13 protein-coding genes are annotated in these 12565 nt (G+C 39.1%); 1 reads left to right on the top strand and 12 read right to left on the bottom strand.

Features of this window, described 5'->3' with window-relative positions:
- Positions 1 to 37 precede the first annotated feature (37 nt).
- From DJ533_RS16455 to tatA, 4 genes are all read right to left on the bottom strand, one after another.
- Positions 38 to 2224 carry a PhoX family protein gene (locus DJ533_RS16455; protein ID WP_065993453.1) on the bottom strand — a complete coding sequence of 729 codons (2187 nt, stop codon included), beginning with the start codon at positions 2222 to 2224 and terminating at the stop codon, positions 38 to 40.
- 149 nt (positions 2225 to 2373) lie between these two features.
- Positions 2374 to 3153 carry a twin-arginine translocase subunit TatC gene (gene tatC, locus DJ533_RS16450; protein WP_065993454.1) on the bottom strand — a complete coding sequence of 260 codons (780 nt, stop codon included), beginning with the start codon at positions 3151 to 3153 and terminating at the stop codon, positions 2374 to 2376.
- Positions 3150 to 3611, bottom strand: coding sequence for a Sec-independent protein translocase protein TatB (tatB, locus tag DJ533_RS16445; RefSeq protein WP_065993455.1), 462 nt, complete (start codon positions 3609 to 3611; stop codon positions 3150 to 3152). The genes tatC and tatB overlap by 4 nt, the downstream gene beginning before the upstream one ends.
- A gap of 18 nt (positions 3612 to 3629) precedes the next feature.
- Positions 3630 to 3851, bottom strand: coding sequence for a Sec-independent protein translocase subunit TatA (gene tatA / locus DJ533_RS16440; protein WP_065993456.1), 222 nt, complete (start codon positions 3849 to 3851; stop codon positions 3630 to 3632).
- A gap of 165 nt (positions 3852 to 4016) precedes the next feature.
- On the opposite strand from tatA, the gene DJ533_RS16435 reads away from it, so the two are divergent.
- Positions 4017 to 4895 (top strand): AEC family transporter, encoded by an 879-nt coding sequence (locus DJ533_RS16435; protein ID WP_065993457.1) that lies wholly within the window; start codon positions 4017 to 4019, stop codon positions 4893 to 4895.
- 69 nt (positions 4896 to 4964) lie between these two features.
- Here DJ533_RS16435 and rdgB read toward each other — a convergent pair whose 3' ends face one another.
- The 8 genes from rdgB to DJ533_RS16395 form a co-directional block, all read right to left on the bottom strand.
- Positions 4965 to 5591, bottom strand: coding sequence for an RdgB/HAM1 family non-canonical purine NTP pyrophosphatase (gene rdgB / locus DJ533_RS16430; RefSeq protein ID WP_065993458.1), 627 nt, complete (start codon positions 5589 to 5591; stop codon positions 4965 to 4967).
- 85 nt (positions 5592 to 5676) lie between these two features.
- A complete protein-coding gene (locus DJ533_RS16425; protein ID WP_065993459.1) occupies positions 5677 to 6174 on the bottom strand; it encodes a hypothetical protein in 498 nt (165 codons plus the stop codon).
- Between the two features lie 138 nt (positions 6175 to 6312).
- Entirely contained in the window at positions 6313 to 6906 is a 594-nt protein-coding gene (locus tag DJ533_RS16420; RefSeq protein ID WP_065993460.1) for a tetratricopeptide repeat protein, read from the bottom strand.
- On the bottom strand, positions 6903 to 7496 hold the full coding sequence (gene metW / locus DJ533_RS16415) for a methionine biosynthesis protein MetW (protein WP_065993461.1): 594 nt from the start codon (positions 7494 to 7496) through the stop codon (positions 6903 to 6905). Before metW ends, DJ533_RS16420 begins: the two co-directional genes overlap by 4 nt.
- Entirely contained in the window at positions 7496 to 8656 is a 1161-nt protein-coding gene (gene metX, locus DJ533_RS16410) for a homoserine O-succinyltransferase MetX (RefSeq protein WP_065993462.1), read from the bottom strand. The genes metW and metX overlap by 1 nt, the downstream gene beginning before the upstream one ends.
- Before the next feature lie 109 nt (positions 8657 to 8765).
- Positions 8766 to 10463, bottom strand: a complete 1698-nt coding sequence (leuA, locus tag DJ533_RS16405; protein ID WP_065993463.1) for a 2-isopropylmalate synthase — start codon at positions 10461 to 10463, stop codon at positions 8766 to 8768.
- A gap of 290 nt (positions 10464 to 10753) precedes the next feature.
- On the bottom strand, positions 10754 to 11857 hold the full coding sequence (locus DJ533_RS16400) for an alpha-hydroxy acid oxidase (protein ID WP_065993464.1): 1104 nt from the start codon (positions 11855 to 11857) through the stop codon (positions 10754 to 10756).
- Positions 11854 to 12537, bottom strand: a complete 684-nt coding sequence (locus DJ533_RS16395) for a Fe2+-dependent dioxygenase (protein ID WP_065993465.1) — start codon at positions 12535 to 12537, stop codon at positions 11854 to 11856. Before DJ533_RS16395 ends, DJ533_RS16400 begins: the two co-directional genes overlap by 4 nt.
- Between the last annotated feature and the right edge of the window lie 28 nt (positions 12538 to 12565).

The following is a 12565-nucleotide window of genomic DNA, read 5'->3' as shown; positions in this document are numbered from 1 at the left end:
AATGTGGATATCTCAAGACAAATTATAGTTTTAACAATTAACCCGCAATTGTTCCGCCATCTTTACGTGTAATCACAACCGTTGCTGAACGTGGACGTGCGATTTGATTGTTTGCGTCTTTTTGTGTTGCTGGCCAGTGACTGGTTGGTTTGTCATAGCTCTTAGAATCTTCACCTGGATGTTGCACATTGATAAAGATTGCCTTGTGGTCTGGGGTCATGGTTACCCCCGTGATTTCACATTCTTTTGGACCAGTGAGAAAGCGACGTAAATTATCATCGGTCATTTTTGCACCAACAATTGTTTCCTGACCTGCAGAAGTTGTTGCTTTGGTACCATCACCAACTTTACCAGGAAGTGCAGCAAGCATCATACAGTTAGTTACATCTGTATATGCACCGTCATCAGTTTGAATCCAAAGCACACCACGAGGGTCAAACCACATCCCATCTGGAGAAGATAAGTCGTTGTTATCATTCAAACCAGATAAGTTAATGTTGCTTGCCATTTTCGCTTCAGCACCAAATAGGTAGATGTCCCAAGTAAAGCTTTCCGCAGTTGTTTTGCCATCTTTTTCGTGGAAACGGATAATATGACCGTTCACGTTCCCTTTACCACCTTCTGGATCTTGGTAGTTACGTGGGTTAGCTGCATCTAATGGATGTGTTGTACCACGGTTTGAGTTATTGGTTAAAGTTACATAAACCTCACCATTTTCTGGGTTTATTGCGACCCATTCTGGACGATCCATCTTAGTTGCGCCAACTGCATCACCTGCAAGACGCGCAAAAGTAGTTACTTCAGCTTGTGATTTAAATGGATAAACTTTATTTGCTGCATCTAAACCATTTTTACCATAAGCCAATTCAATCCATTGACCTGTACCATCATTATTGAACTTAGCAACATAAAGTTTGCCTGAGTTCATGTACTTATCACCTGCTTTATAGCCGCCATTAATGTCTTTTGCAGACCATTTTGCATCTGAAACGAACTTATAAATATATTCGCCACGAGAGTCATCTCCCATATAGAATGCAAGATTTTCACCTTCAATTAAGCGACTTGCTCGGCAATCTTCATGAGCAAAACGACCTAATGAGGTACGTTTTACTGGGTTTTGGCGGTTATCGAATGGATCAATTTCAACAATCCAGCCAAAAGTATTGGCGCTATTACGATAGTCTTGCGCTGCTGAAGCACCTGTTACTGATGAGTTCCAGCGATCATATAAGTCTTGGCTTTCGAGTTGACCGATCGCAGTTTCCCATTGATAACGTGAACTTGCACCCTCTTTTAAACCATAACGATTTAATGCAATGATTTCTTCAGGCGTGCGTTTTGCATCATCGCCTTTTGCACGAATGAAGTAACCAATATAGTTTTCTTCTGTAGTGAGATATGTTCCCCATGGAGTGTAACCATTACCACAGTTATTATGTGTACCACGGGTCTGTTTTGCTGTTGGAGAATATTGAGTCGTTAATAAGTTAGAACCTGCTACTACACCCGTAAAATCCATTACAGTTGAAGCTGTAATACGGCGGTTAAAAATCGAGTTTTTAACGATTTCAACTTTTTGCGTATTTTTATCTTTTTTCAACTCGATGATCGAAACGCCATGTGCATTCATTTCACGAATTACTTCATCTTCAGGACGACGACCATCAGCGGTTTTTGTTGGACCTTTAGGATGTAAGAATGTCTGATTAATATACTCATGGTTCATAACCAATAAGCCGCTTTCAGATACTGTTGGATCATAGTTTTTATTGGTTTTATTTAAACCAAAATAGCTCATACCATCATGGCAGTCACCTGAGCGATATTGAAAACTTGGACCCAATGGAACCGCATTATCATTCCATTCTGGATATGCAGGGTTAATCGAATCACCCATCGCATACAGTACAGTTGCTTCATAACCCTCAGGTACAGTCACGATATCATTGAGGTTTTTAGCAACAGGTTTAAATGTGAGTTTTTCGGGTTTTTTATTTGGATCAAGAGGTGTAGGTGGTGTTACATTGTTTGATGATGAATCTTTGTCATCCCCACAACCGGTCAAAGTAGAAGCCAAAGCCAAGGCTGCTGCACCACTCGCAGTTTTAGCAATTAAACTACGGCGAGTAATATGTTGTTCTAAAATGTCACGGAAATGGATATTGTCAGAAGTATTATTATCAAGTTCTTGATCTTCATGATATGGCGTCAGCTCGGTCATGGAAGTTTCCCTAAAGTTAATTAACAGTAATAAAGTTGCTATTAACTTAGAGAATAAATATGACGAGGCTTTGACAGTTGGGTGACATTCTGGTGAAGAAAAATAATCAAAAGTATAAAAATAAAAATGTTCGGCTGCTCAAGACAACGTCAAGCATTACGTTGTCTTTTTTCAAGCATTTTTCCAAATAATAAACCAAGTTCAAACAATAACCACATCGGAATGGCGAGCATAATCATGGAAATAGCGTCTGGTGGCGTAATAAACATAGACACAAAAAAACAGCCCACAATGATATAACGACGTTTATCAACTAAATCTTGAGTAGAAACCAGACCAATTAAAATCAGTAATAAGGTAATAATTGGAATTTCAAAGGTTAAACCAAATACCAAAAATAGTTTTAAACAGAAAGTTAAATAACTATTAATATCGGTCATCGGAGCAACTGTTTCGGGTGATACACTAATGAAAAAATGTAAAATTGAAGGAAGTGCAATAAAATAGGCGAAAGCGATACCGGCATAAAATAAGCTAATACTGCTGATCAATAAAGGCAGTGCTAGAGTTTTTTCTTTTGCGTACAGTGCAGGTTTAACAAATGCCCATATTTGATAAATAATAAAAGGCATTGCCAACATCAAGGCAATAAAAAAGTTCAGTTTAAACGGCGCCATAAATGTTGCAGTTACATCCGTTGCAATCATCGTAGACGTTGTTGGAAGCTGCGCTCTTAAAGGCTCAGATAAGGTGATATACGTTTTATTGGCAAAAGGTAATAAACAGAAAAATAGCGCAATTAAAACGCCCATGATTTTAAACAGATGTCGTCTTAAAACGATCAAGTGTTTGGTAATGGGCATTGATTCTAATTCAGGCTGTGGATTTGGCTCAGATGATTGAATCTGGGGTGTAAAAGAACTATTCATACCGCAACCTCTAAGTTTTTCGATTCAAAAATATGAGGTTCAGGCTTTTGGATCGGATGAACTGAAGTTTTCAATTTTTTTAACCAAATATGAGCGATATAAGGTGATGGAATTGAAGCCTGAATCAAATGATAAGAGCTATCTAACAGTGGATGCGTAGTGACGAATGTATGATTTTGTTTTTCTTCAGCAAGTTTAGATTGTTGTAATGCTTGCATCTGCGTTTGCATTTTTTCTTCAAGTTCTTGAATGCGTTTCATTTCAAGTTGCATTTGTTCCCGCAATTCTGAAAGACGCAGTTCACGATCAATGTCATTCTGAACATTACTCACAGTACGTTTTATTTTGGAATACCATTTTCCTGCAAAACGTGCAGCGACAGGTAGCTTTTCAGGACCTAATACCAATAAAGCAATAATTCCAAAAACCAGTAATTCAGAAAAACCTACATCGAGCATGATCTACGACTCCCAGTTTTAGTGCTTAACTGTAGAGTTCACATCATTTGTGTTTTGATGTTCTAAAGTACGTGGCTCTTTGATTGCAGCAGTATTTCCCTCATCCTCTTTAATTGATTTTTTAAAGTCTTTTACCGCACCACCAACATCTTTGCCTAAGTTTTTAAGTTTTGATGTCCCGAATAACAAAATCACCACGATTGCAAAAATCAGTACGTGCCAAATTGATAATCCAGCCATGATAAAAACTCCTATTTAATTTTGACCTTATCTCAACAGGTATCTATGACAAAAAGGTGACATCTATATTGCAATTTAGAGACAGCATTTTTTTAGCTGTATTTTCAAAAGCATGTTTAAGTATCACATGCTAAGATTGAGTGAAATAATTTTAGGTGAATGCGAGTGTCTGCTGTATTACCCCTTTTGGGATTTTGTAGTGGCTTAATTTTAGCGACAACGCCATTCTCACCACGCTTGAAAAGCTTATTTTCCTCTGTGCTGTCACGTTTATTTATTCCGATTGTGATTATTTACAATATGGTGTTTTATAAGGCAGGCAGTTTGGGGTTGATGCTGTTTAGCTTTTTTTCAGCGATTTTTCTGTTTTTTATTTATCTTGTTCTATCCAAAGACCGTTTACAGTCACTCTGTTTTAGCTATACCAATATGGCATGGTTGGGCTTTCCGATAGCAATGGCTTTGTTTGGTGAAAATATTAGCGCCGCGATGATTGCAATTTATATTGGGGGCTCAATTTTTGGCAATGTTTGGGCGGTGACGTCAGTCAGTTCGGAACCTTTAAATATTCAAGATATTTTAAAAAAAGTGATGAAGTCGCCACCAGTGGTTGCGTTGACATTGGCTGCGATTTTCCGATTTTTAAATCTACAAAATCTGCAAGATCATACTTGGATTGATGCACTTTATCATTTCTCAAAATGGGGCATGGTGTTTACGGGCATGTCTGTTTTAGGGATGTGGTTGCGTAAAACCAAAGTGTATATTGACGATCTAACATATAGCTTCCGAGTCGCTTTGCTCAAACTATTTTGTGGTGTGATTTTTTGTACATTTGCCTATTACTGGCTGCCAATTACACATATTCAGGAAAATATTGGCGTAATGTTCTTACTGTTCTGCTTGCCGCCCGCAGCAAATATTGTGGCATTAGAAACGCATTATCAGGGCACAGGAATTTCTGCCAAATACATCGCAGCAGGCACAGTGGTAAGTGTCATGATTTGTCTATTTTACGGTATAGTTGTTCACTTATTTTTTTGATTTTTAAAAACCTCTCCTTCTTGTGAACTTTAAATTTTTCTTCTAAAAGGAGAGGGCAGTTTAAGGTACTTATTTTGTCAAGCTTGCTTTGAATAGTTGCATCGCTTGTCCACGGTGGCTAATTTTATTTTTTTCTTCTTTGCTCATCTCTGCACTTGAAACACCGAGTTCTGGTAATAAAAATAATGGATCATAGCCAAATCCATTCGCTCCACGTGGAGCATCTAAGATTTCCCCTGTCCAAATACCTTGAAAAATTTGTGGTAATGGGTCATCTGCATGTTGCACCAAAGCCAAAACACACACGAACATGGCTTGAATTGGTTTTCCATCTTGGCGAAATGGTTTTAAATGCTCTAGGAGTTTTTGATTATTTGCGGCATCATCACCATGTTCACCTGCATAACGTGCTGAGTAAATTCCTGGTGCACCACCTAATAGAGGAACACAAATCCCAGAATCATCAGCAATGGCAGGTTTGCCTGAAATACGACTAGCATGACGTGCTTTGATAATGGCATTTTCAATAAAACTTAGCCCATCTTCGATCGCATCTTCGATGTTGAGCTTCCCTTGAGGAATGACCTCTACTGGGAGTTTGAGCTCGGCAAACATTTTTTCAAATTCAGCAATTTTACCTTTATTGTTACTTGCGAGGACTAAAGTTCCTTGGGATAACCAATCTTGTGCAGACATTTGAATTGCTCTGAGTTTGAATAATGGCAGCTATTTTAGCTTAATCTGAGTATGAAGGAAGGGAGTATAAATTAAATCTTTGTTTTCAATGAATTTGCTTTGTTTTTGGTTTAATCCATTTATCTAATTCATTTTTTAAATCAATAATATCTTCGTTTTTCATCCAACCCAGTGCAAAGTTAATTTGCTGTTTTGTTTGATCTCGCATATGAAAAACCAAATAATAATGTCGATCTAGCCAAGTCTTTTTTAATTCAACTTCATCAATATCTTGTAATAATATGATTTGTTTGTGAATAGCTTGACCTTTGAAATTAATCGTTTGGATTTTAGTGGGCATTAAGGTCAGAATTGGTTGGTGATTATGAAAAAGTCGCCATGCCTTACAGGAGAGTAAATAAGTAACAAATAAAATGGGGAATAGCAAAATGAGTAAGTATAAGCTTTTAAAGCCATGATTGAATTGAACGATTTCCATGGATAGTATTATGCTTGTGAGCCCAAAAGGACAGGCGAAAAGAGCAGTGAAAATTGCGAGAATCTTCATACGTGTATGAGATGCAAAATATTTTTTCTTATTCATATTTGTCATGCATAAAATAGTCAAGATTCCAATTCAGTCAGATGTGCTAAAAAATCATAAATTAAAATGATAGCTTGGGATTTAAAATTCTATAACGACAAAAAAAGCACCCAAAGGTGCTTTGATGTTCTCTGCAAATTATTGCGTTTGAATCCAACGATCCGCGCGATCACGTGCAGTACGAATTTGCTCAGGCGTTAAGTTTGCTGCCAAAGCCGTTTTTTTAGTTTCAGACATATTAATCACTTTATTATCTAACATGCCATCACGTGTCGAAAGCTCATACCACTGATAAGCACCGATATAGTTTTTCTTTTGCTCTTCCATCACAGCTAAGTTAAAGCTAGCACGGTTATCACCATGACTTGCGGCTTTTTCAAAATATTGACGAGCAGAAGCTTCGTTTTTAGATACCCCGATTCCATCTGCATACATACGACCAACATTTAACTGTGCAGCAGAAATACCTTGATCAGCTGCAGATTTAAATAAACTGAATGCTTCTTTTAAATCTTTAGCGACACCATTACCTGATTGGTAACGTGTAGCAAGGTAGAATTGTGCTGCAGGTTGACCTGCTTTTGCGGCTTTGGTTAGATCGGCAATGTTCATATGCGCATATTGTGCAGCTAAAGCAGCAGTCGATGGTTTTTGCTGCGGCATATAGTCTGCATGGGCTTGAAAACTTAGCAGCCCAAAAAAGAATGTACTGCTTAATAATAATTTTTTCATAGAGCGCTCACTCGATAAATAGCGACTTCGCCGAACAAATTCGGGATGGACTTACTGAGTAAGCTCCCTTGTTGATTCCCATTTACAGCGAGTCTATTAATAATACGAATATGATTTTCAGCACACAAGGCTTCAAAGTCACGAAAGGTGCATAGGTGGATATTTGGCGTATTGTACCACATATACGGTAATGCATCTGAAACAGGCATCATTCCCTTTAAGGCAAGAAAAGAACGGGTCTTCCAATGCGCAAAGTTAGGAAAAGTAATAATCGCTTGTTTCCCCACACGCACCATATCGCGCAAAAGCACATCAGGCGCATCCACCGCTTGCAACGCTTGAGCCATGACCACATAGTCAAAAGACTGATCAGCAAAACGACCTAAACCAAGATTTAAGTCTTGCTGGATAATATTTAACCCTCTGCTGACCGCAATTGCAATCTTTTCTTGATCAATTTCTAATCCATATGCACGAATATTGTGCTTTTTGCTCATATGGGCAAGTAATTCACCATCACCACAGCCTAAGTCAAGCACACGAGAATCAGGTTGAATCCATTTTTCTGCAAGTTGATGATCAATACGCATTACACATTCTCCTTAGGCGTCGCTTGAAGGTGCTGTTCACCCCCTAAAAATGCGCGTAATGATTTGACATATAAAGGAATGGGGAAGAGGAATGAATCATGTCCTTGTTCGGCATCAATATCTAAATAGCTTACAGGTTTATGGGTGCTGATCAATGCATCCACGATCTCTTGAGAGCGTTGAGGGCTAAAACGCCAATCGGTGGTAAAGGACACTACCAAAAAGCGACATTGGGTATTAGACAAGGCTTTGACCAGTGATTGTTCATATTCACGCGATGGATCGAAATAATCCAGTGCTTTGGTCATGATGAGGTAAGTATTGGCATCAAAGTTACGACTGAACTGTTCACCTTGATAACGTAAATAACTTTCCACTTGGAACTCGACATCAAAGCCATACATAAATTTGCCAGATTTTAAGTCACGACCAAATTTTTGTTTCATGGCTTCTTCGGACAGATAGGTAATATGACCGACCATACGTGCCAAAATTAAACCACGTTTTGGATAACTGTCCTGTTCTAAATAACGTCCATGATGGAAGTCAGGATCAGATAAAATCGACTGACGTGCCACTTCGTTAAAGGCAATATTTTGTGCTGAAAGTTTCGGTGCAGAAGCAATGATGACACATTTTTGTAAACGATCAGGATAGTCCACCGACCATTGTAAGGCTTGCATACCACCTAATGAACCACCGATGATTGCGTACCATACATTTATACCGAGACGGTCAGAGAGCATGGCTTGGGTTTTTACCCAATCTCGTACAGTGACGAGAGGGAAGTCTGGTCCATAGGGACGATTTTCATTTTCAGGATTTGGCGAAGTTGGTCCTGTAGAACCATTACAGCCGCCAATATTATTCAGTGCAACAACAAAAAACTTAGAAGTATCAATGGCTTTACCTGGACCAATACACGCATCCCACCAACCAGGTTTTTTATCATCCTCATGATGATAGCCTGCGGCATGGTGATGACCTGAAAGTGCGTGACAAATTAAAATAGCATTCGATTGATCTGCATTCAGTTCACCATAAGTTTCAACCATGATTTCAAAACGTGGTAATACACGACCACATTCAAGTTCTAAAGGTTCTTCAAATTCAAACTTTTGCGGGGTAACGAGACCCACCGAGTCAGCAGGAAAGGACACTGGAATAATTCGCCTTAAAATTTTATAAAACAATAAATAAAAGAAAGGATACCACTTGGGATATCCTTTCTAAAGTCTTTTTCGTGCTAAAGTCTAGTTCTATAAACGCTTAAACTGCTGCGGCAACGACTTGTTCAGTGTTTAATACACCACGATCAATCAAACGGTTGGTACACGCAATAATTGCTTCAATGGATGCCGTAACGATGTTGTCATGTACACCAGCACCAAAGGCAGATTTGCCTGTGCCTTGCACTTGAAGCTCAATCAAAGCCAATGCTTTGGCATGTGCGCCCGCACTGATGCTACGTTCTTCGTAGTTCAAGACATCAATTGGTAATTGAAGCGCATTTAAGATCGCTGAAATCGGTCCATTGCCTTCACCACGTAATTGTTGGATTTCACCATTCACCTCAATATCAAGCTCAATCACTTGCTTGCCATTTTCGTCATGTAAACGATAGTTTTTCGCTGAATAATGCGCATCTTTTGCGGCAACATAGGTGTCTTTGAACAATGTCCAAATTGCTTGTGCTGAAATTTCAGTGCCTTCAGCATCGGTTTTTTGTTGAACCACTTGTGAGAATTCAACTTGTAAACGACGTGGTAAAGTCACGTTGTAGTTTGATTCTAACAAGTAAGCAATACCACCTTTACCTGACTGTGAGTTGACACGAATCACCGCATCATAGTCACGACCTAAATCTTTCGGATCGATTGGCAAGTATGGCATATCCCAAATTTCTTCATCTTTTTGGAATTCAAAGCCTTTCTTAATCGCATCTTGGTGTGAACCTGAGAATGCAGTAAATACCAAATCACCTGCATACGGATGACGTGGATGTACTGGTAAGCCTGTGCATTCCTCAACTGTTGCGATAATTTCATTAATGTTTGAGAAATCTAACTCACAAGGTACGCCTTGGGTGTACATGTTCAAAGCAATCGCAGCTACGTCCACATTACCTGTACGTTCACCATTTCCAAAAACACAACCTTCAACACGGTCAGCACCTGCCATAATCGCCAACTCAGATGCTGCAATACCACAGCCACGGTCATTATGACAATGTACTGAAATGATCACACCATCACGACGTTCGATATTACGGTGCATCCATTCAATTTGATCTGCATAGACATGTGGACCTGAAACTTCTACAGTTGCAGGCAAGTTTAGAATTACTTTATTGTCAGGGGATGCTTCCCAAATTTCAGTCACCGCATCACAAACGTCTTTTGCTACTTCCAATTCAGTTGCAGTAAAACACTCTGGACTATATTGGAAAATAAATTCTGTTTCTGGTTGCTTCGCTGCATACTCTTTGACTTTGGTTGCAGCGTTGATCGCCAATTGTTTTGCGCCTTCTACATCAACATTCAACACTTTTTTACGGAAGGTAGGCGAGTTTGAGTTGTAGATATGCACAATGGCACGTTTCGCACCTTGCAAAGACTCAAAAGTACGTGCAATTAAATGATCACGTGCTTGTACCAAAACTTCGATATACACATCATCTGGAATATGACCTTCTTCAATCAATTTGCGTGTGAAGTCAAAGTCGATTTGCGAAGCAGAAGGGAAGCCAATCTCAATGTGTTTAAAGCCAATTTTCACCAACATTTGGAACATTTTAAATTTCTGTTCAATGTTCATCGGTTCAAAGATCGCTTGGTTTCCGTCACGAAGGTCGGTACTCATCCAAATCGGCGCTTTATTGATTTCATTATTTGGCCATTGGCGGTCTGGCAAGTCTACACGTTGGTACATGCGACGATATTTTTTACTAGGATCAGCCAACATCATGAGGAAACTCCTTGTGTAGTGTGTACTGCCCGTTGCTTTGGTAAAGACAGGGGTAAAGGCAGCTTACTACAAATATAGATTGTGTCTATTCTAACGATTTACAAGTATTTTTCGGAGAATATTCGCCTAAAGTGGCATAATATTATGGATGTTGTAGCATCGCATAAATTCAACGCTGACGGCTTGTAAACGAACTAACTTATAATTTATTCTAGAACAGATTGTTTGGAAATAATTTCCTTAATTTGCAGCATTAAAGCTAAATAAGGAAATTATTTTCATGAAAATGGCTATTCTTGAGAAATAAAGTCTGTATTAATTTCGTTCAGTGTAGACGTTCCCATCAAAGCCATCGTAACCTCAAATTCTTCTTTCAAGATTTTAATGACATGCGCTACACCCAAAGCGCCTGCTACAGCTAAACCATGAATATAGGGACGACCAATTAAAACTGCTGATGCACCCAAAGCGATGGCTTTAAACACATCTGTACCACGACGAACGCCACCATCCAGTAAGAGTGGAAAATCAGTCGGTACAACGGCTTTAATTTTTGCTAAGGCTTTGAGTGGTGAAATCGAAGTATCTAAAACACGCCCACCATGATTGGAAATGATTAAACCTTTCACGCCGATTTCTACGGCTTTTTGGGCATCAAGTGGATGTAAAACACCTTTTAAAATTACAGGTAAATCAGTATGCGCAATGATAAATTCAATATCTGCCCATTTGGGTGCGATTTGCATTAAACCTGCAAAGACAGGGTGCTGATTTTCATGGAGTTCTGGTAGTGGGATATGGCTAGGCGTATGCGGATGCTGCATATTTTCAGGTAAATGGAAAAATACGCGACGTTCCCGATCTCGTACCCCTGTATGCGGTGAATCTACGGTGATCACAATGGCTTTAAAATTTTGCTGTTCTGCGAGTCGAATCAAAGCCAGTGATTTTTTCCGATCCCCTTGCCAATACAACTGAAACCATTTGTAAGGATTTTCTTGTTTTAAACTGGCTAAGTCGGTATTGGTAAATGTACTGAGAATAAAGTTACTGCCTAATACTTCGGCTGCCAAAGCACTTGCGGCTTCTGCATCAGGATGAAATTGTTGTTGATGTCCAATGGGTGCTAAGAAAATCGGATGGGGAAATGTTTGTCCTAAAATTTCACATGCAGTATGCCCTTGGGTCAAGTCATTGAGTAAACGAGGAACGAGTTGAATTTTGGCAAATTGTTCACGATTGTCACGAATACTGTATTCATCCATTGCACCGCCTTGTAGGTATTGCCATACCATATCAGACAAATGCTTTTGTGCCTGAACTTCATAATCTGCCAGCGTTTGTAAATGAGGTGGAATTTCTTTTAATGGCGGCAGAATATTTTCCATACTCATAAGTCGCCCCACTGACGTAGCAAATTATGATAATGATGCGTCAAACTCAGTACTTCTTCTGAATCTCCTAATTGCTGACGCAGCTTGATAATCGTCATGTCGAGATTAAACAGGGTGGTGCGTTGCCAATCATCTTTGACCATACTTTGCATCCATGTAAAAGCTGCAATACGTTTACCTGACGTCACAGGTTCAACTCGATGTAAACTGGTGGCAGGGTAGAGAATCACATCACCTGCATCAAGTTTGACTTCATGACAGCCATAATTATCTTCAACAATCAGCTCACCACCTTCATATTCATCAGGTTCTGATAAAAATACGGTCATAGAAACATCGGTGCGAATCATTTGCCCTGTAAGCGATGAAAATTGCACCGCATTGTCTACATGATTGCCATAATTGCCTGAATCTTGGTAACAGTTAAGCATAGGTTGTAAAATGTGTTTCGGCAGCCCAGCAGATTGAACTAAAAGATTTTGTTTTAAGGCGGCTAAAATTTGTGTGGAAATGCTCTGATAAACATCGTGTTGAACATCCACTTGTAAATTATTTTTAATGTGTTGTGCTTGTGCGCCTGCACTGATTTTACCATTTACCCAAAGCTTTTCATCTTCCAGTAATTTTCTAAACTCCAAAACTTGCTGTTTACTCAAAACTTCAGGGATATGTAGCATCATTAGATTTCATCACTCTTTGGCACAATTT

Source organism: Acinetobacter defluvii (genome assembly GCF_001704615.3).
Lineage (GTDB): Bacteria > Pseudomonadota > Gammaproteobacteria > Pseudomonadales > Moraxellaceae > Acinetobacter > Acinetobacter defluvii.
This window is presented reverse-complemented; position numbering and strand designations above follow the sequence as displayed.